22 protein-coding genes and 1 pseudogene are annotated in these 26,220 nt (G+C 45.1%); 9 read left to right on the plus strand and 14 right to left on the minus strand.

Annotation, left to right across the window (positions count from 1 at the left end; genetic code table 11):
* Positions 1–110 precede the first annotated feature (110 nt).
* Both HPT30_RS16005 and HPT30_RS16010 read right to left on the minus strand, forming a co-directional pair.
* Positions 111–1,520, minus strand: a complete 1,410-nt coding sequence (locus HPT30_RS16005; RefSeq protein WP_175372344.1) for an extracellular solute-binding protein — start codon at positions 1,518–1,520, stop codon at positions 111–113.
* A 177-nt stretch (positions 1,521–1,697) separates the two neighbouring features.
* Complete coding sequence (locus HPT30_RS16010) at positions 1,698–2,708, minus strand: LacI family DNA-binding transcriptional regulator (protein ID WP_175372345.1); 1,011 nt, start codon at positions 2,706–2,708, stop codon at positions 1,698–1,700.
* 355 nt (positions 2,709–3,063) lie between these two features.
* Between HPT30_RS16010 and HPT30_RS16015 the strand changes: the two genes are divergently transcribed.
* Positions 3,064–5,193 (plus strand): alpha-galactosidase, encoded by a 2,130-nt coding sequence (locus HPT30_RS16015; RefSeq protein ID WP_246317162.1) that lies wholly within the window; start codon positions 3,064–3,066, stop codon positions 5,191–5,193.
* 202 nt (positions 5,194–5,395) lie between these two features.
* Here the strand turns inward: HPT30_RS16015 and gnd are convergent, their stop codons facing one another.
* From gnd to zwf, 4 genes are read right to left on the minus strand one after another with little or no spacing between them, the layout of a single operon-like run.
* Positions 5,396–6,814, minus strand: coding sequence for an NADP-dependent phosphogluconate dehydrogenase (gene gnd, locus HPT30_RS16020; RefSeq protein WP_175372346.1), 1,419 nt, complete (start codon positions 6,812–6,814; stop codon positions 5,396–5,398).
* Between the two features lie 19 nt (positions 6,815–6,833).
* Positions 6,834–8,192: a glucose-6-phosphate isomerase gene (locus HPT30_RS16025; protein ID WP_175372347.1), complete on the minus strand. Its 1,359-nt coding sequence runs from the start codon at positions 8,190–8,192 to the stop codon at positions 6,834–6,836.
* Between the two features lie 18 nt (positions 8,193–8,210).
* Positions 8,211–8,876, minus strand: a complete 666-nt coding sequence (fsa, locus tag HPT30_RS16030) for a fructose-6-phosphate aldolase (RefSeq protein ID WP_175372348.1) — start codon at positions 8,874–8,876, stop codon at positions 8,211–8,213.
* A gap of 49 nt (positions 8,877–8,925) precedes the next feature.
* A complete protein-coding gene (gene zwf, locus HPT30_RS16035; protein ID WP_175372349.1) occupies positions 8,926–10,446 on the minus strand; it encodes a glucose-6-phosphate dehydrogenase in 1,521 nt (506 codons plus the stop codon).
* Positions 10,447–10,625: 179 nt separating this feature from the next.
* Between zwf and HPT30_RS16040 the strand changes: the two genes are divergently transcribed.
* Both HPT30_RS16040 and HPT30_RS16045 read left to right on the plus strand, forming a co-directional pair.
* Positions 10,626–11,504 carry a LysR family transcriptional regulator gene (locus HPT30_RS16040; protein WP_175372350.1) on the plus strand — a complete coding sequence of 293 codons (879 nt, stop codon included), beginning with the start codon at positions 10,626–10,628 and terminating at the stop codon, positions 11,502–11,504.
* Positions 11,505–11,668: 164 nt separating this feature from the next.
* Entirely contained in the window at positions 11,669–13,174 is a 1,506-nt protein-coding gene (locus HPT30_RS16045) for an IMP dehydrogenase (RefSeq protein WP_175372351.1), read from the plus strand.
* 117 nt (positions 13,175–13,291) lie between these two features.
* Here HPT30_RS16045 and HPT30_RS16050 read toward each other — a convergent pair whose 3' ends face one another.
* Positions 13,292–14,143 carry an alpha/beta fold hydrolase gene (locus tag HPT30_RS16050; RefSeq protein WP_175372352.1) on the minus strand — a complete coding sequence of 284 codons (852 nt, stop codon included), beginning with the start codon at positions 14,141–14,143 and terminating at the stop codon, positions 13,292–13,294.
* A 231-nt stretch (positions 14,144–14,374) separates the two neighbouring features.
* Between HPT30_RS16050 and HPT30_RS16055 the strand changes: the two genes are divergently transcribed.
* From HPT30_RS16055 to HPT30_RS16065, 3 genes are all read left to right on the plus strand, one after another.
* Positions 14,375–14,554, plus strand: a complete 180-nt coding sequence (locus HPT30_RS16055; RefSeq protein ID WP_217622405.1) for an N-acetyltransferase — start codon at positions 14,375–14,377, stop codon at positions 14,552–14,554.
* Positions 14,555–14,662: 108 nt separating this feature from the next.
* On the plus strand, positions 14,663–15,262 hold the full coding sequence (locus tag HPT30_RS16060) for a DUF4062 domain-containing protein (RefSeq protein WP_175372353.1): 600 nt from the start codon (positions 14,663–14,665) through the stop codon (positions 15,260–15,262).
* 75 nt (positions 15,263–15,337) lie between these two features.
* On the plus strand, positions 15,338–15,592 hold the full coding sequence (locus tag HPT30_RS16065) for a DUF1450 domain-containing protein (RefSeq protein ID WP_175372354.1): 255 nt from the start codon (positions 15,338–15,340) through the stop codon (positions 15,590–15,592).
* A 448-nt stretch (positions 15,593–16,040) separates the two neighbouring features.
* Here HPT30_RS16065 and HPT30_RS16070 read toward each other — a convergent pair whose 3' ends face one another.
* From HPT30_RS16070 to HPT30_RS16085, 4 genes are all read right to left on the minus strand, one after another.
* Complete coding sequence (locus HPT30_RS16070; protein ID WP_175372355.1) at positions 16,041–19,148, minus strand: MMPL family transporter; 3,108 nt, start codon at positions 19,146–19,148, stop codon at positions 16,041–16,043.
* A 19-nt stretch (positions 19,149–19,167) separates the two neighbouring features.
* A complete protein-coding gene (locus HPT30_RS16075) occupies positions 19,168–20,169 on the minus strand; it encodes an NADP-dependent oxidoreductase (RefSeq protein ID WP_175372356.1) in 1,002 nt (333 codons plus the stop codon).
* A 227-nt stretch (positions 20,170–20,396) separates the two neighbouring features.
* On the minus strand, positions 20,397–20,723 hold the full coding sequence (locus HPT30_RS16080) for an ArsR/SmtB family transcription factor (protein ID WP_175372357.1): 327 nt from the start codon (positions 20,721–20,723) through the stop codon (positions 20,397–20,399).
* Between the two features lie 697 nt (positions 20,724–21,420).
* Positions 21,421–21,777, minus strand: coding sequence for a winged helix-turn-helix transcriptional regulator (locus tag HPT30_RS16085; RefSeq protein ID WP_175372358.1), 357 nt, complete (start codon positions 21,775–21,777; stop codon positions 21,421–21,423).
* Positions 21,778–21,949: 172 nt separating this feature from the next.
* Here HPT30_RS16085 and HPT30_RS16090 point away from each other — a divergent pair.
* The 3 genes and pseudogenes from HPT30_RS16090 to HPT30_RS16100 all read left to right on the plus strand — a co-directional run.
* Positions 21,950–22,433 (plus strand): annotated as a pseudogene (locus tag HPT30_RS16090) (MsnO8 family LLM class oxidoreductase); the annotation flags it as partial.
* 125 nt (positions 22,434–22,558) lie between these two features.
* Entirely contained in the window at positions 22,559–23,164 is a 606-nt protein-coding gene (locus HPT30_RS16095) for an NAD(P)H oxidoreductase (protein WP_175372359.1), read from the plus strand.
* A 188-nt stretch (positions 23,165–23,352) separates the two neighbouring features.
* Entirely contained in the window at positions 23,353–24,000 is a 648-nt protein-coding gene (locus HPT30_RS16100) for an SGNH/GDSL hydrolase family protein (protein ID WP_175372360.1), read from the plus strand.
* Between the two features lie 97 nt (positions 24,001–24,097).
* Here the strand turns inward: HPT30_RS16100 and HPT30_RS16105 are convergent, their stop codons facing one another.
* The 3 genes from HPT30_RS16105 to HPT30_RS16115 form a co-directional block, all read right to left on the minus strand.
* A complete protein-coding gene (locus HPT30_RS16105; RefSeq protein ID WP_175372361.1) occupies positions 24,098–24,577 on the minus strand; it encodes a DUF6530 family protein in 480 nt (159 codons plus the stop codon).
* 172 nt (positions 24,578–24,749) lie between these two features.
* On the minus strand, positions 24,750–25,109 hold the full coding sequence (locus tag HPT30_RS16110) for a GIY-YIG nuclease family protein (protein WP_175372362.1): 360 nt from the start codon (positions 25,107–25,109) through the stop codon (positions 24,750–24,752).
* A gap of 36 nt (positions 25,110–25,145) precedes the next feature.
* Positions 25,146–26,105 (minus strand): vWA domain-containing protein, encoded by a 960-nt coding sequence (locus HPT30_RS16115; RefSeq protein WP_175372363.1) that lies wholly within the window; start codon positions 26,103–26,105, stop codon positions 25,146–25,148.
* Positions 26,106–26,220: the final 115 nt, after the last annotated feature.

Raw genomic sequence — 26,220 nt, forward strand, 5'->3', positions numbered from 1 at the left:
ACGCAATCCCCTGCCCTGCCTGATAATTTATGGTCCTCATTTGTGCAATTCAGGGAGCAGCCCCCAAAGGCAGAGTTCACCCGGTTGTCTACTCCCCGCTCTCCAATAGACTATTCGCCTTTTAGAACTTTATCTGCAGCTGATTGCAGAGCCGGTAACAATTTTGCTACCCCTGCTGACGGCGTTGTTTTTCCAGCTATGATATCACGATACAACTGGCTCAGGTTATCTTCGACACCAAGGCCTGCATAACGCGCGAATTTCATAATCTTAAATGTATTCATTGCGTTGTTAACAGAAATTTCATCATCAAACCAGGACTCAGCAATGGTTTGGTTATCTTCATCAATGGTATCGAAGCTTTGCAGATCTTCCCAAATTTTGTAGACAACATTCGCATCTTTTACCCCGCGTGGAATGACATTCACGTGCAATTGCGGCATACCCATAATGAACTGGCCGCCAGATTTAGGTCCGCTTGGGAAAGGTACGAAAACATACGGGTCTTCCATCTGATTTTGGAAACGCGGCTCTACTTCGAACAATTGCACTGGATACATTGCAACTTGCCCTTCTCTGAAGTATCTCGCTGGATCTTCCCAATCGTTACCTTCATCTTTTTTAACTACTTTGTATTCGTTGTAGAGTTTATTCGCGAACTCAAGGCCCTCGATCGATTCAGGAGAATCTATTGCGACCTTTTGTGTATCTTCATCAAAAATTACGCCACCGTTAGAATAGATTGAAGCTGTAGAAAGAGAGAACGGGGATCCTGTGAGGCCCCACTGATCGATTTTTCCGCTACCGCCTTTGCTCTTCGTTAATTTCTTCGCAACATCTACAAAGGTATCCCAGGTCCATTCCCCTTTTTCGATGTACTCTTCAGGTGTAGGTACACCCGCTTCTTCGAAGAGGCGCTTGTTGTACAGAACTCCAGTGTTATCGAAGAGTGGTGGACCTGTTACAAAACCATAGGTTTTGCCTGTTCCGTAACTACCCGCTTTGATGATGCTGTCCGAAAGCTTCGTTTCTTCTTTGACATTCATCACGTCATCAAGCGCTGTCAAATATCCACCCTTCACAAAGCTCCGTATATAAGCGGCAGGTGCCAGCATAATGTCAGCGAAAGGATCGCCAGCCATAACGGTGGAAGTGAATTTCTCAGCAAGCTCGAAGTAGTCTACAGCAACATATTTGATCTTGACGTTGTACTTCTTCTCAACCTCTGCTTGCTTCTGAATGGCTTTCTCACCTTCGGGCGTGTCAGCTTTTGGTGTTCCGTCCCACCAGGCGCCAATTTTAATTTCTCTTCCGCCAAGGTCGTAAGTCTCTTCCGGCTTGGCTTCCTCTTGTTGTGTATCTTCTTCTTTTACCGGCTCGTTAGTAGCATCTGCTTTAGCTGTATTGCCTGCATTTTGGGAAGCAGAAGGCGAATTTTGACTACTGCCACTGCAAGCAGTCAACGAGAAAAGCAAAACAAAAACCAAAGAAAGTAATGAAAGCGGTTTCAATTTACGCATTTGTTAAACACCCCTCGTCAATTTTCCATGATCTGACCACACTTGAATAATAATCATTAAATTAAACAATAAGAACATTAACCTCAAGCGCAACTGCTCCGTCTCGTATGCAGGTATCCCATCTCCACCAAGCAGCAGCCTTACATCATACTCACCTCCTTTAATAAGCTTGCGGGCCTAAGACCCGCAGCTGTTACGTACAATTAGTTTGGCAGGCACAACCACCTGTACTGGAGCCTCTCTGCCCTTAATCTGATCGATCAGCAGTTTCACTGCCATTCTTCCCATCAGCTCCGGTTGACTTCGGATTGTTGTAAGAGGAGGACTCGTATACTCTGCCATATCAATATCGTTAAACCCGACAATAGCCACATCTTCAGGTACACGCAGTCCTGCTTCCTTGACCGCATGAATCGCTCCGATTGCCAGTGCATCATTAGCAACAAAAAAAGCTGTCGGCAAATCACCTTTCGAAATGGCTTCTTTCATTAACCGATTACCTTCCGGAATCCACCAGCCACCCATATAAACATGCTCTGGATTAAGCAGTTCCTTCTCTTTCATATAACGCTCAAAGTAGAACTGCCGCTGATCCTTACCGTAAGTACGATTACCTCCGATATAACCGATCTTTGTATGTCCAAGATCAAACAGATGGTCCAGTGCAAGCTTTGCCACTCGCTCAAAATCAATCACCACGGAATCAAAGCTTTCCACATCGGGAGCGGAATCAACAAAGACTACATGCTTTAATGTTCTTACATTCTGAATATTGAAATCGTAGGACCTGTCGATAAAAATCACACCGTCGACATCACCAAAATCCATCTTCGGACTCTCAAACAGCTCCATTCTGAAGATATCAGCCGTTCTAATGCCGGAGGCTACACACTCTTTCTCGACTCCCTGTCGGATCGCATGAAAGTAATGGTCATCTTCCTCCTGGTTTTCGGTCAAAAACATCACCGTGCCAATTTTGATGTTCGAATACTCGGAGGCTTCTGGAGTTTCCTTGCTGCTCGCTGCCCTGCGGCTACGCGGCGTCTGATAGTTCATTTCCTCAGCAATGGCAAGAATACGTTGTCTCGTTTCTTCAGAAACAGATAATGTATTATCTTTGTTAAGTACTCTGGAGACGGTCACACTCGACACACCTGCCAGTTTTGCAATATCACGAATGGTTGCCATGATTTCACCCTGTCCATATGTAGATTAATACTTTATTCTAAATGATTTCATGGAAGTTAACAATTTATTTCCACCATAGTGAAAACAACAACACCATGTTTCATTTAGCTGCGACAGTGAAAAACATTAGGGTGAATAGATTATTTATTTAGTGAATTAAATTAATTATTCAGTGATTAAATAATAGCAGATCATTTTCCTCTTAGCAATAACTATTTACAATTATATACTTAAAAGCGCTTTCTATATAAATATTCATAAGATATATCCAAGATGATAAAAATCATTTTCTTTTTTTAGTTAATTATTATATATTTATTAAGTAAATATTCACTGAAGAGAAGAGGCGATTATATTGGCATTGTTATTTGACAAAGAAACATCACGTTGGCTCCTTCAAGGAACCAACTTATCGTACGGTCTGGGCGTTCATGAGAACGGCACTTTGCAGCATCTTTACTATGGCCCTAAGCTGCCTTACCTTTCCGACCTCCCGGCTTCTGATAAATCAGTCATTCGTCATTCTTCCTTCGAGCCATCCGAAGGGATTCTTCAGCAGGAATTCCCGGCTTGGGGCGGGATGTACTATTATGAGCCTTGTTTGAAAGCAACTTTCCCGGATCAGGTACGGGACACGAAGCTGGTCTACAAAGATCATGAGATTATCCTTGGCGATGAACACGAAGAACTAATCATCGTACTGAAAGATACCGTCTATCCGCTGCTTGTGCATCTTCACTACCGTCTCTATCCGAAGCATGATATTCTCGAGCGTTATGCTGTGATTGAAAATACCGGTGAAGAAGCCATTACACTGGACCAATCTCTCTCCGCTACATGGCATGCGCCAAGAGGCGACCGTTATCGTCTGACCCATCTGGCTGGCAAATGGATCGAAGAGACCCAAATCTATCAGGACGAGATCACTCCTGGCAAGAAAACGCTGGAGAGCAGACGCGGAAATACAAGCTGTCAGGCGAATCCGTGGTTTGCCATTGACCGTGGAACGGCAACAGAAGACCATGGCGAAGTATGGTTCGGCGCGCTCGCATGGAGCGGCAACTGGAAGATTACTGTGGAATACAGCCCGTTCAAGCTGCTGCAAGTGAGCGGCGGCGTTCATGACTTCGATTTCTCCTGGCATCTGGCTGGTGGTACGAAGTTCCAGACCCCTGCTTTTGTCGGCGGTTATACGCGCGAGGGCTTCGGCCAAGCAAGCCGCAACTTCCACCGTTACCAGCGCGAACATGTATTGCCTAAGCCAATTTCTGAAGGATTGCGTCCTGTACTGTACAATTCATGGGAAGCGACTTACTTCGATGTTAACGAAGAAGGACAAACGAAGCTGGCGGAAAAAGCGGCTGCGATGGGCGTGGAGCTGTTCGTTATTGACGATGGCTGGTTCGGCGAGCGCAATCATGACCGTGCCGGACTCGGCGACTGGACAGTCAACCCGGAGAAATTCCCGAACGGCCTGAAGCCGCTTATCGATAAGGTCGAGGCACTGGGGATGAAATTCGGCATCTGGGTTGAGCCAGAGATGGTCAATCCGGACAGCAACCTGTACAGAACTCATCCGGATTGGGTGTATCATTTCCCTAATCGTCCACGTACCGAGAGCAGAAATCAGCTGGTACTCAATGTGGCGAACCCAGAAGTACAATCCTTTATTTTCGAGATGATGGACAATTTGCTGAGCGAGAACAATATTGCTTTTGTAAAATGGGATATGAACCGTTCACTCAGCGAAGTCGGCTGGCTCGACGCGCCGCAAGAGCAGCACAAGGAAGTATGGGTGCGCCACGTACAAGGGCTATATGACATTTTCGCTCGTCTGCGCGCCAAGCATCGGGCTGTTGCCTTCGAAGCTTGCTCCGGCGGTGGTGCACGGATCGATCTCGGCATTATGCAGTTGACCGATGAGGTCTGGACCAGCGACAACACCGATCCTTATGAGCGTCTCTTCATCCAGGAAGGTTACTCCCTTGCTTACAACGCGCAGTCCATGATGTGCTGGGTAGCCGACGCCGGAAAATGGATGAAGAACCGTCCCGCTTCCGTCGCATACCGTTTCCATTCCTCGATGATGGGATCGCTTGGCATTGGCGGCAATCTGCTGAACTGGTCTGAAGAAGAGCTGGAAGAGTCCCGCAAATGGGTTGATGTATATAAAGATATTCGACACATCGTGCAAAAGGGTGACCAATATCGTCTGCTTTCGCCAAGAGAAGGTAGCACGACTGCTGTGCAGTATGTAACAACGGACCAGCGTGAATCTGTGCTCTTCGCACTGATGCATCCGCAAAAATTCCAAAACCACTCTCCTCGCATTTATCTGCGTGGTCTGAAGAGTGAGTCGCTGTATCAAGTTGACGGCTTTGAACAGCCTCTAAGCGGCAGCGCGCTGATGAACCGCGGGCTTGATCTGGACCTGTGGGGCGATATGTCCAGTAAGATGGTCAAGATTACAGAAATCTCCGCCTAAACATAAACCCACAAGAAGATGATTTACTAAGATCATCCTTCTTGTGGGTTATTTTTTATCACCATTGATTTATTCAGAGTCCCACAGGAAACTTAGCCATGAAAAATCCCCTCTGGCGACGGTGGTGAGCACAACTTACCGTGTGCTCGTTCTTCACTGTCACCCTGAGGGGATTTTACTATTTACAACCGTCAACTATATCTTATTCGTTGTTGTCCATCCATTGGAAGTGGAAGCTTCCTTCTTTATCTACACGTTCAAAGGTATGGGCACCGAAGTAATCACGTTGCGCCTGCAGCAGGTTCGCCGGAAGTCTTTCCGTACGGTAGCTATCATAGTATGCCAACGCTGAAGTAAAGGCTGGAACCGGAATTCCGCGGGTAACAGCAACACTGATAACCTCTCTCCAAGCCTGTTGATAGTTTTGCACGATCTCAGCGAAGTATTCGTCGAGCAGCAGGTTTTTGAGTGCAGGATCACGATCATACGCATCCTTGATATTTTGCAGGAATCTTGCGCGGATGATACAGCCCCCGCGGAAGATCATCGCAATGCTGCCATAGTTGAGGTTCCAGTTGTATTCCTCGGAAGCGGCACGCATTTGGGCAAAGCCCTGCGCATACGAGGCGATTTTGCTGGCATACAATGCTTTACGAACAGCTTCAATGAATTGTTCTCTATCTCCAGTGAAGCCTGCTCCCGAAGGGCCGCTTAGCTTCTGGCTTGCTGCGACACGCTCTTCCTTCATGGCAGAGATAAAGCGTGCAAACACGGATTCCGTAATGATGGACAACGGTACGCCAAGATCCAAGGAGCTTTGGCTGGTCCATTTGCCGGTTCCTTTTTGACCTGCGGAGTCCAGAATGACATCCACCATAGGTTTGCCGGTCTCAGGGTCCTTCTTAGCGAAAATATCTGCCGTAATCTCGATGAGATAGCTGTCCAGCTCGCCTTTATTCCATTCTGAGAAAATGGTGTGCAGTTCTTCCGCACTCAAGTTCAGCACATCTTTTAACAAATGATACGCTTCGCCAATAAGCTGCATATCGCCGTATTCGATCCCGTTGTGCACCATCTTCACATAGTGGCCTGCACCATCTTCGCCAATGTAAGTGGAACACGGATCACCGTTTACTTTAGCAGAGATTGCAGTCAGAATCGGTTCCACCAGTTCATACGCACTCTTTTGTCCGCCTGGCATAATCGCAGGACCTTTCAACGCGCCTTCTTCCCCGCCGGATACGCCGGCTCCGATGAAGCGGAAGCCCTTAGCTTGCAGCTCTTTATTTCTTCTCTGAGTGTCAGGGAAATAAGCATTCCCGCCGTCGATCAGAATATCCCCTTGATCCAGGTAAGGGAGCAGTTGATTAATTGTGCTGTCTGTAGCTTCGCCTGCTTTGACCATGATCAGAATTTTGCGAGGCGTCTCCAGAGCCTGTACGAACTCTTCAACACTATAAGTACCGACAAAATCTTTGCCTGGCGCTTCTGCAAGCAGCTCTTTTGTTTTGTCTGCCGAACGGTTGAACAAGGCCACAGAGAATCCTTTGCTTTCAATATTCAGTGCCAAGTTTTTCCCCATTACTGCCAAACCGATTACACCAATCTGTTGTTTTTTCATGTTCACTTCTCCCCTTATGTTACTTCTGCTCTGATGCAGAACCTGCTGATAATCGTTTGTTCAGCGCCTCTTTTTGTTCTTCAAACCCCGGTTTGCCAAGCAGGGCAAACATATTTACTTTGTACGCCTCCACACCCGGCTGATCGAACGGGTTCACGCCAAGCAGCAGACCGCTGATGCCGCAGGCCTTTTCGAAGAAATACACCATTTCTCCGTAAGTGTACTCATTCAATTCATCCAGCTCGACGATAAGATTCGGTACGCCGCCATCGACATGCGCAAGGCGTGTGCCTACTGCTGCTTTTTTGTTCACGTCATCCATGGTCATACCAGACAGGAAATTCAAGCCGTCCAAATTATCGGCATCCTCCGGAATCGCCAGCTCGATCCGTGCCTTGTTCACCGTTACAACAGTCTCAATGAGATCACGGCGTCCTTCTTGCACATATTGACCCATAGAGTGCAGATCCGTCGTAAAATCAACGGAAGCCGGATACAATCCCTTCTGGTCTTTCCCTTCACTCTCACCAAAGAGTTGCTTCCACCATTCAGACACATAATGCAGAGAAGGCTCAAAGTTCACCAGCAGCTCAATGGTTTTTCCTTTGCGATAGAGTGCATTGCGGACAGCCGCATATTGATAGCTCTCATTGGTTGCCAGATCAGGATTGTTATATTTCTGAGCGGCAGCTGCTGCACCCGCCATCATCTGATCAATATCCAGTCCTGCTGCAGCAATTGGCAACAGACCTACAGCCGTAAGCACAGAGTACCGTCCGCCTACGTCATCCGGAATGACAAACGTTTCATAACCCTCTTCATCCGCCAAAGTCTTGAGCGCACCCTTCGCGGCGTCAGTCGTTGCAAAGATACGTTGTCTAGCTTCCTCTTTACCGTATTTCTTCTCCATATAATCCCGCAGCACACGGAATGCGATGGCAGGCTCTGTAGTTGTACCAGATTTCGAAATCACATTCAGAGAGATATCTTTGTCCTTGATCAGCTCAAGCAGATGCGACAGATACGTGGAGCTGATATTTTGTCCGGCAAAATAGACCTGTGTAGTTCCGCTCATCTGATTGTGGAACGTATGCGACAGCGATTCAATCGCGGATCTGGCTCCAAGGTAGGAGCCGCCGATTCCAATTACAATCAGCGCATCAGAATGGCTGCGAATACGCTTAGCTGCTTCTTTGATGCGGGCAAATTCTGCTGTGTCATATTCCAGAGGCAGGTTCACCCAGCCCAAGAAATCTGAACCCGGCCCCTTCTTCTCATGTAACATCCGGTGAGCTGTGCCGACGAACTCACTAAAGTAATCGACTTCATGCTGGTTCATAAAAGATAGTGCGTTAGAATAATCAAATTTAATACTCATTTTGTGACTCACTCCTTCTTATTGAACAGATTTCTGCCAGTCTGCAGCAAACTTCTCCAGCCCTTGATCGGTCAACGGGTGCTTGGAAAGCTGTTCAATAACGGCGAATGGAATCGTCGCAATATGTGCACCGGCCATCGCTACACGTGTAACGTGGTCAGGGTGACGTACAGAAGCAGCAATAATTTGAGCATCCAACTGATGAATCCGGAACAACTCGGCAATCTTCACAATCAATTGCACACCATCTTCAGAGATATCGTCCAAGCGGCCCAGAAACGGCGATACATACGTCGCACCAGCACGAGCAGCGAGCAGCGCTTGGTTCACAGTGAAGATCAGCGTAACGTTAGTTTTTACACCTTTTTTGGTGAGGTAGCGGCAGGCTTCCAGTCCTTCAAGGGTCATTGGCAGCTTAATGGTAATGTTCTTATCATTGTTATTGATCTTGATCAATTCATTCGCTTGGGCGATCATTTCTTCGGCAGTGACCGCATCAGGGGTAACTTCTGCGGATACCGATTCGACCTCAGGCACAGTACGCAGGATCTCTGCGATACGATCTTCGAATTTTACGCCTTCTTTGGCAACCAAAGAGGGGTTAGTCGTTACGCCAGAAAGAACACCGATTTTGTAGGCCTTTTTAATATCTTCCACATTTGCTGTATCGATAAAAAATTTCATTTAAATAACCTCCATTTTTGGGTTGTAGTGTGTTAAATCGAAAGCACCTTTATACCAGTGTCTTCTCTTTCAATGTCGTACTCTCTTGCTTCGCGCTATCATCGAACCACCAATGGAATCCATCCTTGGCCAATAAGGCATCCGATTCAGCCGGACCACAGCTTCCTGCGGCATACAGTTGAAGAGGGACCATGTTCTCTTCGTAGGCATCAAGAATCGGCTGTACCCACTCCCAAGACAATTCAACTTCATCCCAGTGAGCGAAAAATGTAGGATCTCCCTGCAAGGCATCGTGAATCAGATTCTCATAGGCTTCGCGGCCGTCACCGCGGCCTTCCGGCAATTCTACTTGAATTGGGCTAAACTCCCCTGCAGGTTCAAACGTTGGCCCTTTAAATTGCAGAGTAATCCCTTCGCCAGGACTCATCTCAAGCACCAGCAGGTTTGGAGCTTTGCTCTTCTCAGCAGTTGCAGCCAATTGGGCAGCTTCCTCTTTGAACTCGACTACGATTCTCGTAGATTTGTCCATCATTCGTTTACCCGTGCGGATATAGAAAGGTACACCCTCCCAGTCGCTATCATTAATCTGCAATCTCGCAGCGATGAACGTATCATTCATAGACTCCGGCGTAATGCCTGGCTCTGACGTGTAACCGGCAACCGGCTTGCCTTGAACGCTGCCTTCCTTATATTGCCCCCGGATGATACCAGCAGCAGCACTGTGCTTGTGCAGCGGCTCGAGAGATTTCATCACCCGTTTCTTGTGAAGATGTACCTCATTTACCTCATCGGCACTCACCTTATCCGGAAGATGGATGGCAACCATCATGAGCAGCTGGAGCATGTGGTTCTGGAACATATCTCTGACCGCGCCGACATGATCGTAATAACCCGCTCTCTCTTCAACGCCTACCGTCTCGCTTGCCGTAATCTGTACATTGGCCACTTTCCGGTTGCTCCATAGCGCCTTAATCTCCGGATTAGCTTGATGTAGCGCTTCGAGCTTCTGCACGACCGGCTTGCCCAGATAATGATCGATTCTGAAAATTTCAGATTCAGCAAAAGCAACACTTAATTTCTCATTCAATACTCTAGCGGACTTCAAATCGTGACCGAAAGGCTTCTCAATCACGAGACGCTTCCAGCCCTCATCCGAGCCAAGCCCGTTGTCCTGAATTTGAGCAGCAATGGTTTCGAAATATTCAGGTCCGACTGACAGATAGAAGAGACGATTCGGCTCAAGGCCAAGCTCCCCTTCACGATGCTCGATTAACTTCAGCAGCTTCTGATAGTCTTCTTTTTTACCGATATCCAGTGTGCAGTAACGGAAGGCTTCCAGAAAGGCTTGCAAGGCTTCCTCATCTTGAGGGGCTCTTCTAGAGAACTCCCTAAGCGACTGCTCTACATTCTTCTTAAAGGTCTCATCCGACCATTCTCTTCTTCCCAGACCAATCACCGACAATGGCAACGCCAGCTTTCGATCGATAAATAAATTAAAAAGGGCCGGGTATATTTTTCTCTTGGCTAAATCGCCTGTTGCTCCAAATAAAACAAGGGTGTGTGAATCCATGTCATCTCTCCTTCCAATAGCGCCACTGTATATCTGGGATATGTCAGTGGAACCGCAACTGCACTTTGAATCTTTCTGACAACTTTTAAGCAGTGGTTTCTCTTCTATAGTTCCACTATAATACTTTTAGGAGCTATACATGTAATCAATAAATTTCACAGGAGCTATAAATGGCATCTATGACTAATAATTATGAGTTATATAAAGTTTTTTATTGGGCCGCAAAGACGGGAAGTTTGACACAAGCAGCCAAAGCATTATATCTTACCCAACCCAGCGTCAGTCATGCGATTAAGCAGCTGGAGCAGAATTTCGGGATTACCCTTTTTTACCGTAACTCCAAGGGTGTCGCTCTAACTCAGGAAGGCACGATTCTGTATTCCTATATTGAGCAGTCCCAGGTGCTGATCACCATGGCCGAAGAAAAGATGGCTGCGCTGAAAAATCTGGACAATGGCGAGCTGCGGATCGGCGGGAGTGATTCTTTGTTCAAGCATTATTTGCTCCCTTATCTGGAAGACTTCCATAAGAACTACCCGGGGATCAAGCTGCACCTGAACCATGGAACAACGCCGGAGGTTATGACACTTTTAAAAGACGGCACGATCGACCTTGGCGTCGTCCGCCTCCCTATTGTTGATTCCCAGCTTGAAGCCAGGGAGACCATCCAACTGCAAGATTGCTTTGTCGCCGGAGCACAATATGCCATTTTAAAGGATACCGTTCTGTCCGTAGAAGTACTGCTGCAATATCCGGTGGTTCTCTTCTCACGTAATAGCCGGGCACGAATGGCAATTACGGAGTTATTCCAGAGCTACGGCTATACGCTAAAGCCCGAGATTGAGGTCGGAAGTGTGGATCTGCTCATTGAGTTTGCACGCAGGGGACTTGGCATCTCCTATGTGACCAGAGAATTTGTAGCGAAAGAACTGGAGGAAGGCTCACTTTTCGAAATCCAATTAGATATCAAGCTCCCGCCTACTCATGTCGGAATCATGACTATGCGTAACATGCCGCTAACCCAAGCAGCCAGTAAATTCATCAAACAGGTCAAGTAACCCAAATCGGGCAATCATCAATCCGAAGAGTCTAATCTCACTTTTAAATTGACATCCTTTATTATGATAAGTATAATACTTTCAAATTTTAAAGATCGATTGACAACCAAGCTCATGCTGAAAAATTAAATATACTATATGAAATCAGAGAGGGGTTTTAACAAGTGGCCTATTATTATTCAGAACCTTCACGTACATTCAGTGAGTATTTGCTTGTCCCGAACTTGACTACAAAAGACTGTACACCTGACAAAGTGGATCTAACTACGCCAATCGCCAAGTTCAAACGTGGAGAGAAGTCGCCTCTGGAGATTAAGATTCCTTTCTCTTCTGCCGTTATGCAAGCAGTGTCCGATGACCGGCTAGCGGTTGCGCTGGCCCAAAATGGCGGGATCTCCTTCTTGTTCGGTTCCCAGTCCATCAGCAGCCAAGCTGAAATGGTGAAGAAAGTGAAGGCATTCAAAGCAGGCTTCGTCATCAGCCGCTCTAACCTCAAGCCTCAGCACACGCTTAAAGATGTACTCGAGCTTAAGGAGCTGCATGGTCACTCCACCATTGCTGTAACGGAAGATGGATCGGCAACCGGTAAATTACTAGGAATCGTTACAGCAAGAGATTACCGGATTTCGCGTGATCCGCTCGACAAGCCTGTAAGTGAATTCATGACACCATTTGAAGCATTGATCTGCGGCAAAGTCGGTATGTCCTTGAAAGAAGCCAATGACCTGATCTGGGAACACAAGCTCAATTCATTACCGCTCATCGATGACAATCAGAATCTGGTCTACCTGGTCTTCCGCAAGGACTATGACAGAAACAAGGAGTTTCCGAACGAGCTGCTGGACAGCGAAAAAAGCTATATTGTCGGCGCAGGCATTAACTCCCGCGACTATAAAGAACGGGTTCCCGCTTTGGTTGAAGCTGGCGTAGATGCGCTTGTTATAGATTCTTCAGACGGCTATACAGAGTGGCAGGCAGAGACCGTTCAATATGTAAAAGAGCACTTTGATGTCGTCATCGGTGCCGGCAACGTGGTGGATCGCGAAGGATTTCGTTACCTGGTTGGAGCCGGTGCTGATTTCATCAAGGTAGGAATTGGCGGCGGCTCCATCTGCATTACCCGCGAACAGAAGGGCATTGGCCGGGGACAAGCCTCTGCTGTACAGGAAGTTGCCCAAGCCAGAGACGAATATTACGCGGAAACTGGTATTTATGTTCCGATCTGCTCGGATGGCGGTATTGTGCATGATTACCATATTACACTTGCCCTTGCCATGGGTGCAGACTTTGTGATGCTGGGCAGATACTTTGCCCGCTTTGATGAAAGCCCTACAAAGAAAGTGAAGATTGGCGGCAACTTCGTTAAAGAGTACTGGGGAGAAGGGTCGAATCGGGCACGTAACTGGGAAAGATACGATACCGGCGGCAAAACTACACTATTATTCGAAGAAGGTGTAGATTCTTATGTTCCTTATGCAGGCACCCTGCGCGAAAACTTGGACAAATCGCTGGGAATCATCAAATCGACCTTCTGTAATTGCGGGTCTTTATCTATCCACGATCTGCAAGAGAAAGCGCGCATTACTCTCGTATCTGCAACGAGCCTCGTAGAGGGCGGAGCTCATGATGTCATCCTGAAAGAGAACACTTCTACCTTTCATGTGGATTGATTGAGAATTGTAAAAAAGCATAATGCATAATCGTTTGCTAAAAAGAGCAAAGGCTTCTATCGCTTTCACCGATAGGAGCCTCTGCTCTTTTTTTAGTTTATTTGCTTCGCTTATATGTTACTTCGAGTTACCTGACAAGAACGGCAATATCCGGGGTGTCTGTCGGATCAGAACATGACCGTATTCCGGAAGCAGTTGAATGTTAGCATGTGGCAGTAGGCTGGAAAGCCGTTCTGCGGTCTTGCGCGAATGAAGCATAACGTCCCTCTCACCGGCAATTAAAAGAACCGGCATTTTCAAGTGTCCAAGCTCCTGATCTGTAAAAATCGGCACTGTCTCTGAGCGAAAGCGAAAATGGCGGGCGATAATCTTCGTATTTTGCATGGACTGTTCCGGAAGCTCCACAATACCATTTACGAGACGAGAGACTTTGTCCCTCCCCTTCTCACCCATGAGTAAGAATGGCATGGCCTTGAACAGGAACGACGCCCGCTGAGGGCCAATGCCTGAAGGTGACATCAGCACCAGCTTATCCACCTTCTCCGGATGCTTCACGGCATAATTCACTGCCATCCAAGCCCCTAACGAGATTCCGATCAGTGTTGCTTGTTCAAGATGTAATGCGCGAAGCACATCATTCATCCACTCGGCATATGCATCGCTCTTCAGCGGATGACGTATATCCTCGCTCTTCCCGGGATCACCTGGGATGTCTAGAGCGTAGACTCTATAGCTTTTGGAATAGTGTGATATATCCCCCACCCACATGGTGGCATTGGAACCTGACCCATGCAGCAGGATCAGCGGTGGTGATGTTACCGATCCACTTGCGATGACATAAGTTTTTCCATAACGTGTATTCAAAAATAATTCCTCATAAGGAACAGTGATCTTATTCAGCAATTGATGATAGATCTCCAAAACAGCAGCTTTCCCTGCTTCCGTCTTGTATAGAGACTGTTGATCCATGATATTTCCACCTCGATTAGAGTTAGTACAGGTAGAGAACAAGCCGATTGATTTTATAATCCTATGTTGTTATCATTACCCTATGTTCATAGTAACATATGATATTTGTAAAGTAAATGTAGATGCTTAGGATCATCCCACTCCATATTTAAGGGGCAGTCTGAACAATCTGAACAAGGAAAGAATATCCTGGCACAACTGAATACTAGGTCTGAGCAGCAAATTCAGCAGATGATCAGCACACTTCCCGATCAAGAGCAACAAGCGCTAGTATTTCTGGAGACAACGGAAGACCAGAAGACAGCGATTGCTATGTACGTGAAAGTAGGGTTTAGAAAAACTGAAGAACGTGAGAACAAAGCGTGGGGCGTCAAGCATGTGGAGCAAGCCCTTGTGATGAATTTGAACTAAGTAGCTTTAGAGAAGCTTCTGTGTAAGATAAAAGAGAGTACATCAAATTGCAAATCGTCTAACTCAATGCTACCATTTATATTAAAATTTAATTAATATAGGTGGCCTATGCGAAAAAAATTGCAAGTCTTCATATCATCTACTTTTAACGACTTGATTGAGGAACGCCAGGCTGCTGTGCAGGCTATACTCAGAGCCGGTCACATCCCTGCGGGTATGGAACTGATTTATAAGTACAATAAAACGGAATTGATTAAGAAATGGATTCAGGAATCGGATATCTTTATCCTGATTCTCGGAGGGTTCTATGGTCCATTGCTTCCAGATAAATCCCTGAGTTATACGCACTCGGAATATGATTATGCCGGAGAACTGGGAAAACCTAGGTTTGCTTTTGTCCTCACAGATGAAGCCTTAAGACAAAAACCGTACGACTTTGTAGTTATGGAAAATTATCCAGAGTTCCAAGCGTTCAAACAATCCGTAATGGAACAAGTTCCTATATTTCATGTTGAAAGTGAACCGCACATTCACATGGTGATTCGTGACCTGCTCCCAGAGTATGCAAGAAGAGACGATTTGTCTGGCTGGGTATCGGGCAAAGAGATCCCGGATGTACAGAGACTATCAGAAGAGAACGCAGAGTTACTGAAAGAGAATGCCAGATTACAAGCTGAGTTAGAGAAGCACAAAAGGGAAGATCAATGAGCAGAAATGTGCGATAATATAGCAAACGAAGAAAACTTAAAATTTTAAATACAAAGCTTACAGTAGGTGATTATTATGTCATTAGGACTTGTTGTTGTTGAAGTATGTACCCGAAATTCCATTGCTACGCTTCCCCTGGAAGATTTGGAGGACGAATTTCCCGAAGTTGCCGTTATGAGAACGGATTGTTTGACGATGTGCAATATGTGCAGGGCTGTCCCTTATGTGATGGTTGGCAATAAGAGAGTTTACGCAAAAACAATGGATCAATGCCTTGAGCTTGCTAAAGAAGCAATCGCCGAAGAGATAAAGGCTTTCTGGGAAGCATAAGCAGCTACTTCTACCACCGGCTTGAAACAAAGAGATAGAAATAGATAAGTCCCCTTTGCAGCCTTCGTGCCTTAAGGGGACTTATTATTGTATAGCTAATTGGTGTTTCTCCTATAGGATTCTCCTGTTAATCATACAGAATGGCATAAAATTGCTAATTAACAGCATTTTTGTACCTTATTTTCTCTTTTTGAGGAAAATTAGCTAAATAAGAGCATTTTTGTATCCTATTTTAATGAAAAAGGCGCTATGAGGGGCAAACCGAAGAATTAAGGTACAAAATTGATCTTAATCTACGCCAATCTTCAGTTGCATCCCAATTAGGGTACAAAAATGCCTTTAATTACACCATTCTAATCAAGCAGGAGGGAGCAGCAAGCTCCCGTCCCCTCTCACACTACCGTCCATACGGGTCACCATGCGGCGGCTCGAAAAAATATAGCCAGCTTTATTGATCAGTCTTTTTCTTGAAAAATGATGCTGTAGAAAGACTAATAAACGCTGGTAAGAATAGGGGCAATAGCAACAGAGCCAGTAAAGCCAAAGCAATAATGACTGCCGTCGCCAACTGCACCAAGGTTAATACACCTGATGGAATCATAGCGGCAAACGTACCTGAAAGAATAAGCACCGCCGAGAGGATTACCCCACCTGTATGCTTCATGGCTTCATAGATCGCTTGACGCGGATTTCGATCCTTGTACTCCAGATATCGCATGATCAGGAAGATACTATAATCTACTCCCAAAGCGATGATCATAATAAACGAGAAGAACGGAATCGTCCATGTCAGATCCTTATGACTTGTGAAAGCACCGAAGATCCATTCTGTTGCTGCCAATGCCGTAAGATACGCCAGTACCAACGAAATGATCGCCCCGAGGGGAATCCACAAGGACCGGGTGATAATCACCAGGAAGATGAATATCCCAATGAGCATAATCACTGCTGTCTTTGTAAAATCTCCCGTGGACATCATATTGAGATCCTGGTTCTGCGAGGATATTCCCCCAATCCCGTATTCAGCCTTGGCAAATTTGGACTGCTGAAGCAATTGGTCAAATCTGTCCTGAATTTGCTTTACAGTCTCCATCGCATGCGAGGAATAAGGATCTTCCTTCAGAAGTATGGTCCATTGGGCTTCATGTCTGTCTGAAGACATATACGTATCCAACGACTTGGTGAACGCTGCTCCCGTACGTACCTCTTCTGGAATAAAGAAGGTTTCGGAGGCGCCTGTTCGTACAACTTCGTTCAAGTAATTGGTTGTGCTCGTCAATCCATCAGAGATCTTCTGCAATCCGTTTACACTATCCCCTAGCCCATTTTTCAGCTGCGGAAGGTTGCTTGCTAAATTGCTCAGTCCTTTATTTAACTCCACTTGTCCCTGTACGATGCTGCTCATTCCTTCTGCTAGTGCAGGCATCTTCGTTGTAACCTGTTTCTGACCCGCACTGCCTTGAGCAAGTCCATCCTGCAGTTCGGCAGCACCAGCCTCCAACTGTGTAGAGCCTTGTCTGATCTTATCCTGACCAAGCTGAATTTGCTGGATGCCCTGCTGAACAGTAGCCAATTGACCGTTCACGGCATTGAACTGTTGGTTTAACTGGTTCATCCCTTGGCTTAGCTTAGCCAATTGTTCAATAAGCGCTGCCGACGTACTTTTCAATACTACAAAGTCAGAGCTGTTCTTTAATTCACTATTGGACGCTTCCAAGCGTCCTATCGTATCGTTCATACTTTTGGAGGCTGCTATGATGCTATCCAGTGACTTCTTGATATTGTCATACTGTGTGTAGAGCGTATTATATCCCTCTGTAATTTTGGGGAGAGCTGAGCTAATCTTGGTTGTCGACTCATTCAGTTTCGCCAAATTTCCATTTAGACTGTGTAAGCCCTGTTTCAATTCCCCTGCGCCAACCGTCCCTTTGTCCAGCCCGGCAGAAATCTTGTTCAGTGCTGTAATAGATTGATTAATTCCCGCTTGTACCTTCTTGGTCCCAGTAACCAAATCATTTACTTTACTGAATTGATCCAGCGGAACAGTTGCCAGCTTATCCACTGCTCCTGATAATCCATCCTTAATCGTGCCAATTCCGTCATTCGCTTTTCCAATACCTTCACTTAGCGAGGCGGATTGGTCAGTGGTGTATAGTTCTTTGATTTTCTCGCCATGAGGCCGGGTCGCGCTAAATACCTTATCTACACCATCAATAGAAGTTAATTGCCCGGTGACCCTGTCGATAAAGACCAAATTGTCTGAAGAATCGAGGTTCTCTCCTGCCTTCATGACCACCGTTGTAGGGGATGCTTGTCCCGCCGGAAAATGATCATAAACTATATTAATTCCTTTGACGGACGGGTATGAATCCTGGATCTCGTCCAGCGAGTTGTAGCTCAAATGCCCAGAGTAGAAAAGAGAGATGGGCACCGCAATCACGATCGTAATGAGAATCCCCCAAATGGGGCGTTTTACAGCAAAGCCTGTGATCCCAGAGATCAGCTTGTTTCCGTTATGTTCACCGGCCGCTTTGGAAGGCCAGAAGCTTAGACGACCGAGAAGTCCCATAAGGATCGGTACAATCGTGAACAAGGCTAAGAGCAAGATCCCCACACCAATGCCGACTGCTGACGCTGATTTGAATAATTGGAATTCAGCCAGTCCCAAGCTGCTAAATCCGATCAGTACCGCTACACCGCTATACAATACGGTCCGCCCAGCGGTTTTGTAGGTATGAATAATCGCTTCCAATGTGGATTCCTGCCGGGACAACTCCTCTTTGAATCGCATGAATAACAAAATGATATAATCTGTCCCAATCCCGAAAAGGACCAGGATCAAGAAAATTTGCGTAAAACCGGAGAATGGAAAATTTAACTTATCAACCAACTGGGTAACGGTTCCTAACGAGATTAGAAATGTTATTCCCACGGTAACAAGCGAAATAAGCGGAGTCACCGGTGAGCGGAAGATTAAGATCAGAACGACGATAATGAAAACGACCGCAACACCTTCTGTTTTCTTAACACCGGCTTGGGTGGTCTTGACGAAATCCTCCATAATTAGATCAGATCCGGTTAGATAATGTTCCACCCTTACTGGTTCCAATTTGTCCATCAGAAGATTTCTGATCTCTTCTTTCGAGCGGTTGCCTATATCTACTGTAACCACAGCAAGAGCCGTAGTTCCGTCTTTAGAGCGAAGCTGCTCTTTCATATCCTCATTGTCTGGGGACAAAATGGAACGAATGCCTAAGTCCGCTTTCTGCTGCTCCAGCTTTTGAATTCCTGACCCAATCTGATTCATCTGCTTTGTATTCAGCTTATCCTTACTATGAAAAACTGCGACGACCGACATTTCATTCGCATTCTCTGCTTTTCCACTCAACTCGTGAATCAACCGTTCCGCTTGCCTCGAAGAGTATCTCTCTGGAACACCGGCCTGACCTTTTTCACGAACAAGCTGCTCCATATCCGGCATAAAATGAATCAACAAGGCTGCAGCGACAATCCAAATCGCCACAATGGGCCATTTCCATTTCAATATCAGTTTCATTTAAAGTCTCCCTTTGTGATCACTTTATTTTGACGACAACTTTTCCTTTGGCACTTCCACCCTCCAGATATTTCAAGGCTTGCGCGGCATTTTTAAAATCAAACACCTTATCAATCACCGGCTTAATGTGGCCTTCTTCAATGAATTCCTTAATGATCTTTAATTGCGCACCGCTTGGTTTCATAAAAAGAAAATGATAACTACTCTGCGTTTTCTTCTCGAGCGCGGTAAGCTTATGACTGGCGATGGATAAAAGGGTCGTCTTCATCCAGCCTAGCTGCGCTTCTTTTCCAAATCTTGCGTTAGGCAGACCGGAGACGGAAACTATTTTCCCATGTGGCTTCAGAATCTGGAATGATTTCTCCAAGGCTTCGCCGCCCAAGGTGTCATACACAGCATCGTATCCTGTGAGCAGTTCTTCAAAATTCTCTTTCTTATAATTGATAATCTGATCGGCACCCATTAATTTAACCAATTCATATCCCTTATCACTGGCTGTGGTAGCGACAAAAGCACCCATTAATTTAGCTAGTTGGATGGCAAAGGTACCTACACCGCCAGCTCCAGCGTGGATCAAGATTTTCTGCCCTTTTTGCAGCTTCAAAACATCATGAAAAGCTTGATACGTCGTAAGTCCGACCAGTGGTATAGAGGCTGCTTCTACAAAATTCAGGTTCCGTGGCTTTAATGAGATATCATCCTGATGAACCGCAATATATTCAGCTAATGTCCCAACTCTGCCTTTGCGCGGTCTCCCGTACACCTCATCACCGGATTTGTAGTCTTTCACCCGGCTGCCAACTTTAGTGATCACACCCGCAAAATCATTGCCCAAAATTAAAGGCATATCATACTTGAGCAGGAATTTTGCCTTTCCCTCTTTTACTTTAAAGTCGATAGGATTCAGGCTGGCTGCGTGAATTTCAACCAGTACATCATCTTCTCCAATTTCAGGCACGGGTCTGTCTTTCATCAATAAGGGTGCATCTTTACCGTATTTCTCAATCAACATAGCTTTCATTTCAATCACTCCCATTAAGATCATTAGTTTAAACAAACGAACGGATAGTGCATCAGATATAGTTTTGGCAACGGAGTTTTGCTGTATGCTATATACGCTCCCCCTAACTAACGGTCTACTGCTTTTTATATAAAAATGATCATGACTTTCCGTTATGTCATCAGTTAATGATCATTAGTTTAAACATATGGACCTATTATGCAAGAAAAACACACTTAAATCAATAACTAATTATTAAGGTGTGCGCACTGGGTTTCAATGGCCTCAATTAATGATTTGAGTTGCTCTAATGGTTTGCGAACAGTCAGGATATAATGATTTTCCACACTCTTTTTCTCAAAGCTAACATAGCCAGACTGCTTCAACACCTTCAAATGATGGGAAACGGCAGGTCTGGACAAATTGATATGCTCCGCTATAGTGTTAACATTAAGCCCCATTTTATGCTGTGCAAGCAGTAAAATGATTGCCTGACGCTTCTCATCTGTCAGCACATCCAGCAAAGGAATACATTCTTTAAACTGTTCCACAATATGCTCAGTCTCCTGGCACATACCACTCCCTCCCTTTCGTTTATCCGTTTAATTACATAAACATATTATAAACATCTTCTTGATAAAATCAAGCGCAATCTTGAGGCGGAAAGACGCTTACTATTTTCTTAGGAGTCTATAAAATAAAAAGATATATAAAATTTTTCATTTTAAAAAAGTCTTTACAATAGAAAAACCAAATAAAAATGGAATGAGAGAATAACCATTGTAATTAAATAACACATTATAGAATGGCACCACTGGTACTCCGAAATAAAAGATAAGGAACGGATAGATTGTTGCTAAGAAACTTATTAGAAGTACAACTAATTGAGATGAATTCACTGTAACCGATTTAGGGAAACCCTTATACAAAGCAAAATAAATACCAATTAGAATCGGAATTGTTCCCCAAGGCCACAAATTGTAGGAAAGATTAAATGTGTGTTTATATTTAGTATCAAAGTAAAGGAAAGATCTATTCGCTAAATAGAGCAGAAGAAGAAACCCTACAGTCCAGAAAAAAGAATATGAATAGCGTTTTAGCATCAGAGCACCTCCGCATTCAAGATATACGATCCCCATAAAATATATGCGAAAACCATATCTATAATTTACCATAAGTTTCACTTTCCGTGAAATCAACCTTGGCGACCACGGTTTTAGTATCCACTGAGAGAAACAAACGCCCGTTTCCTAGGAAAACAGGCGTAACGACTCAATATTTCCATTGCTCAAGCAAGTCTTTATTTCCATGGATATGTTCTAAATGATTCTCACCCCACAAACAGAAGTGATCCAAGATCGTCTTCAAACTCAAGCCATATTCAGTAAGCTCGTATTCTACCCGAAGCGGAATTTCGTTGTACATATGACGATTAATCACTTTGTCCCGTTCCAATTCCCGCAGCTGTTTGGTTAGCATTCTTTGCGTGATTTCAGGCATTAAACTCCGTAATTCATTCGTCCGTTTCTTCCCATTGGTTAAATGATACAGGATAACCCCCTTCCACTTTCCCCCAATTACTTCCAGAGTAACCTCCACGCCAATCATATATTTCTTTTGCTTATTCATATCTAAATCCTCCTAATTTGCATCAAAATTAAATAATAATTAAAGGTTCAAAAAAGACTATAGATACCTTTTATGTTCCTATAGAACAATATAGTGCCTACTTCCTATTTCGACATCCATACTACATAATAGCATTCAGACAAGGATTAACAAATAGAGAGGAGGGCACAACTTGATTCAATTAAGTATTCTTGATCAATCGCCCGTTGCTGAACAACCAACACAAGCAGAGGCCTTTCAAAATACAATCAAGCTTGCCCAAGAAGCTGACAAACTTGGCTATACCCGATTCTGGGTATCTGAGCACCATAATACACCCAGCCTGACCGGTTTTTCTCCTGAAGTTCTCGTTTCCCACCTGGCGGCCAAGACAGAGCGGATTAGAATCGGCTCCGGCGGAATTATGCTGCCTCACTATAGCGCTTATAAAGCGGCAGAAAATTCCAATTTACTGGAAGCACTTGCTCCAGGAAGAATTGATATGGGTATCGGCAGAGCACCTGGAGGGGCACCACTATCTACGCTCGCATTGCAAGACGGCCAAGCTCGAAAATAACAGCCGATTCCCCGTGCAAGTGGACGAATTACTGGCTTATACGCATGGAGAGCTGCCGGAAGGGCATCGATTTCAGGGATTGCATGCCACGCCGAGATTAACAATTTCGTAGACGAATTTATGCTTGTATCTTTGACGCCTGATTAAGAACAAAAAATCGAAGGTTACCGGTTACTAGCCGAAGTCTTTAATCTCAACTAACTTACAAAATGGAGGAATTATATAATGAAAGTACTAGTGGTAGTAACTCACCCCAGACAAGATTCATTAACGGGAAGTGTCACGAAAGAATTGGTAAAAGGATTAACGGAAGCTGGGCATGAATACGAGATTGCGGATTTGTATGCAGAAGGCTTTGACCCTCTCCTTCATCCAGCTGATGAGCCGGACTGGGACAATCCGAATAAAATATATACGGAAGAAGTACTGCGGGAAATGAAGCGCATCCGAAACAATGATGCCATTCTATTCGTCTTCCCATTGTGGTGGTTTGGCGTACCTGCCATGCTGAAGGGCTATATCGACCGGGTATGGAATAATGGATTTGCCTACGGACAAGATAGTGTTACAGGCGAAAGGTACCGTTTACCGGTAGAAAAAATAGGTTGGGTGTCGTTAGTTGGAGGAACACAGCCGCATTTCGAGAAACACGGTCATGATGTTGCAATAAATAGAGAATTGACCTACTTGGTGGATTACGTTGGAGTTAAAGAAGCAGCTGTTGACTACTTGTATGAGACCATTGAGAAATTCCCTGACGATCCCGAAAAAGAGAATAGACATTACGACGCTATCTTAAATGAAGCTTATCGTATTGGCCAACAATTTTAATTTACTAAGCCCGTTAGAGAACTTCCTCTAACGGGCTGTTTGTTCATCATTATGACATCGACATTAGCGACTTAAAATAGATTGCGCAGCAATTTTAGAATCTAATATCTGACCATATTGGTTCAAAGCAGGTTATCGTTATATACTACAGATTAGGATGCGAACACCTATTATTTTTGGAGGAATGGATGATGACAACGATACTGTTCCAAGGCGATTCCATTACAGATGGATCAAGAGGCCGCAGTGATGATCCCAATCATATTTTGGGACACAGCTATGTGTATCTGATTGGTTCTAAGCTTGGTCACGATCTGGCTGAGAAACAGCCTTTAATTATCAATCGTGGAATCAGCGGCAACCGTGTTTCGGATTTATATGCTCGCTGGAATGAGGATGCCATCGCACTGAAGCCTGCTGTGATTAGCATTTTAATTGGGGCCAATGACGCTTGGAGATCGATGGATGGTGAACCTAGTGGAGTCACGGACCGTTTTGGTCGCGCTTACAAGATCCTTCTTGAAGAAACCAGAGAAGTGCTCCCGGACACCAAATTAATTTTGCTAGAACCATTTATATTAAAAACAGGTGCAACAGAAGATCGTTGGGATCAATGGCAAGAACGAATCCAGCTGTATCAAAAAATAACAAAGGAATTAGCATCAGAGTTCGGTGCAATATTTGTGCCTCTGCAAGCTGCATTTAATGAAGCATGCCGGCGTGCTGAAGCTGCTTATTGGATTTGGGATGGCGTCCATCCAACCAGTGCCGGTCAGCAGATCATTGCCGAGCAATGGTTATCTACCGTTCAGAACAGCAAACTAGCTCTCCTCTAATCGATAAAAATGATGAAGACCCGAAGATTACTCTTCGGGTCTTCTCTACCTCATGGAGTCAGGACTCCATGATTTCCGATGTATAGTGGGGAAAATTTTAATATCCCATATCCTTTAATATTTTAGATAACGTACGCAGACGCTCACCGATCATCTCATCGTCATCACTTAACGCTTGGCTGAACAGCTTAATATCTTCATTAATTCGCTCATTGTCCGTACATACCGACACCGTCATGGCATCCCCTTGCAGGCCAACCCGGTCGATCACGGGCTGCTCGGGATCATACAAATTCTCATATCGATAGGCTTCGCGGAAATGCTCCAACGACCGGCAGATCAGAATGGATAAGTCAAGAACGCGGTGAAGCGGTAGTTCTTCTGATTGCCTGGACCATTTTTCGCCCGTATATCTCCATACTTTAGCCGAAATATCGACCTTTCCTCGATCGTTCCACTGGGCTAGTCCCAGGGAAAGACCTTTCGCGTCAGTGTTACCCGCCATCCGGCCGTCAACCTTCTCATAATTCTCCGATACGACAACAGGTTTATGTTTTAACGTTGTAGGTATTTTCATTATAATTCCCTCATTCCATTTACCTATTTACTAATTTAGTAAACGACGGTTTCATCTTATCTTTAATTTCACCGTTAGTCAAATCGGTCTTTAGACAGGTTTCAATGGAATTACAAAACCCGCCAATTGTTCCATTGACGGGCTTCTAACCTCATTTAATCTATGAAATCATTTATTCTTTTGGAGGCTTATTGTACCCTTTGTCTCCATAGGGCTGTAGCTTCTCTAGCCACGGCTTCAAGATTTGTTTCTGTTCCCAGCGTATATCCGTGATCTTATCGGTTTCCTTCTGCTGCAGCACCTCATATGTGAACGCATCCGCTCCGAATTCCTTCCAGTCCTTTTGCAACTGGGCATTCGCGAATCGCCCTTGATCCAGCTGCATCTGCAGGGTGAACCATTTGTTTTTCAAGTTGGGATAGCTGTCGATGAAGATTTTGCCGTTGACGTTGTTTTTGATTTGCGCGACACCCATATAAATCTTAATTTGCTTGTACTCCTCAAGCAGCTCCTTGCGCTTTTTCATATCCATATCTTTCTCTCCTTATCGTAATTATATAAAACGAACTTACAAATACCGGGCGATAATCCGCACCAGCTTCGCAGGGAACTCGCGCAAATTGGTTATATCCAAAAATCTTTCATTGCCATAAATCTCACTAATGACATCCTTGTCTTGACCAATAGCGGCTGCAAGAAAGGTAATGCCTTTCCGTTCATATTCCTCTATCGTTTGCTGCATGTCTGTAATCGCATATCTTCCGGTATAATTGTCCATTGCTTTGGGCTGCCCATCACTGATACTAATTAACAGCTTGGTCTGCTCTGGCGAAACGGCTAACCGTTCCCCCATAACTCGCAGGGCCATTCCATCACGATTGTTGCTTCGAGCCTGAATACGCATCAGCCTGTACCGGTCATTGTCATCTCGTTTATCAAAGTCCGCATAAGCAAAGATCGACATTTGTTCTAACCTGGAAACATCGGCAGTATCGCCATAGATTAATACGGGTATATTGCACAGTTGGCAAAATTCATAGACTGCGATGACGGCTCGTTTGGCCGCTTCTAGTCTCCCGAACGCCGCCATCGAGGCAGATTCGTCCACTCTTAGACCAACTACAAGGGAAGGGGATTCCGTTGGAGGTCTTTTTTTGGCAAAATACCTGTAATCCTTATACGCCACGCTATCTGCTTGAAACTTGCTGCCATAGTAACGATTACGCTCGAATTCGGAAGATGTCTCATGTTCCAGGAGCAGAAGTGTCTTTCTGGCAATTTCCTGGACGATTGGCATCAGTTCCTTACTTAGAGTGACATATTCCGCTTGGAGTTCCTGATCGTAATCTGGACGGTGAACAATGAGCTTTACCCGCTCATGAATGGAATCTGACACCATCGCTCTTGCGGTCTGATTGAGTTTTTTGCGAAAATCGCACTCTTGTTGTTGTGCTACTTCAGACATCGGTTCAGGGTTGGCCTGATGGTATTGCGGAGAGCCATCTTCTCCGGTATCCGTACTTCTCATGTCAGTTGAATCATCGGAAACACGGGAAGAGTTCTCTTCACTATCCGCGGATTTTTTTAGAGCGATTCCCTCTTCATCTGCCCCGTTGTCATTGTTAACCTCAGTGGCCCCTATA

The sequence above is a fragment of the Paenibacillus agri genome, from assembly GCF_013359945.1.
Taxonomy (GTDB): Bacteria; Bacillota; Bacilli; order Paenibacillales; family Paenibacillaceae; genus Paenibacillus_AQ; species Paenibacillus_AQ agri.

Excerpts from the sequence above, each read along its gene's own strand:
- HPT30_RS16005 (WP_175372344.1), bottom strand. The coding sequence starts at position 1,520 with ATGCGTAAATTGAAACCGCTTTCATTACTTTCTTTGGTTTTTGTTTTG.
- HPT30_RS16010 (WP_175372345.1), bottom strand. The coding sequence starts at position 2,708 with ATGGCAACCATTCGTGATATTGCAAAACTGGCAGGTGTGTCGAGTGTG.
- gnd (WP_175372346.1), bottom strand. The coding sequence starts at position 6,814 with ATGAAAAAACAACAGATTGGTGTAATCGGTTTGGCAGTAATGGGGAAA.
- HPT30_RS16025 (WP_175372347.1), bottom strand. The coding sequence starts at position 8,192 with ATGAGTATTAAATTTGATTATTCTAACGCACTATCTTTTATGAACCAG.
- fsa (WP_175372348.1), bottom strand. The coding sequence starts at position 8,876 with ATGAAATTTTTTATCGATACAGCAAATGTGGAAGATATTAAAAAGGCC.
- zwf (WP_175372349.1), bottom strand. The coding sequence starts at position 10,446 with ATGGATTCACACACCCTTGTTTTATTTGGAGCAACAGGCGATTTAGCC.
- HPT30_RS16040 (WP_175372350.1), top strand. The coding sequence starts at position 10,626 with ATGACTAATAATTATGAGTTATATAAAGTTTTTTATTGGGCCGCAAAG.
- HPT30_RS16050 (WP_175372352.1), bottom strand. The coding sequence starts at position 14,143 with ATGGATCAACAGTCTCTATACAAGACGGAAGCAGGGAAAGCTGCTGTT.
- HPT30_RS16055 (WP_217622405.1), top strand. The coding sequence starts at position 14,375 with ATGATCAGCACACTTCCCGATCAAGAGCAACAAGCGCTAGTATTTCTG.
- HPT30_RS16060 (WP_175372353.1), top strand. The coding sequence starts at position 14,663 with ATGCGAAAAAAATTGCAAGTCTTCATATCATCTACTTTTAACGACTTG.
- HPT30_RS16065 (WP_175372354.1), top strand. The coding sequence starts at position 15,338 with ATGTCATTAGGACTTGTTGTTGTTGAAGTATGTACCCGAAATTCCATT.
- HPT30_RS16070 (WP_175372355.1), bottom strand. The coding sequence starts at position 19,148 with ATGAAACTGATATTGAAATGGAAATGGCCCATTGTGGCGATTTGGATT.
- HPT30_RS16075 (WP_175372356.1), bottom strand. The coding sequence starts at position 20,169 with ATGAAAGCTATGTTGATTGAGAAATACGGTAAAGATGCACCCTTATTG.
- HPT30_RS16080 (WP_175372357.1), bottom strand. The coding sequence starts at position 20,723 with ATGTGCCAGGAGACTGAGCATATTGTGGAACAGTTTAAAGAATGTATT.
- HPT30_RS16085 (WP_175372358.1), bottom strand. The coding sequence starts at position 21,777 with ATGAATAAGCAAAAGAAATATATGATTGGCGTGGAGGTTACTCTGGAA.
- HPT30_RS16095 (WP_175372359.1), top strand. The coding sequence starts at position 22,559 with ATGAAAGTACTAGTGGTAGTAACTCACCCCAGACAAGATTCATTAACG.
- HPT30_RS16100 (WP_175372360.1), top strand. The coding sequence starts at position 23,353 with ATGATGACAACGATACTGTTCCAAGGCGATTCCATTACAGATGGATCA.
- HPT30_RS16105 (WP_175372361.1), bottom strand. The coding sequence starts at position 24,577 with ATGAAAATACCTACAACGTTAAAACATAAACCTGTTGTCGTATCGGAG.
- HPT30_RS16110 (WP_175372362.1), bottom strand. The coding sequence starts at position 25,109 with ATGGATATGAAAAAGCGCAAGGAGCTGCTTGAGGAGTACAAGCAAATT.
- HPT30_RS16115 (WP_175372363.1), bottom strand. The coding sequence starts at position 26,105 with ATGAGAAGTACGGATACCGGAGAAGATGGCTCTCCGCAATACCATCAG.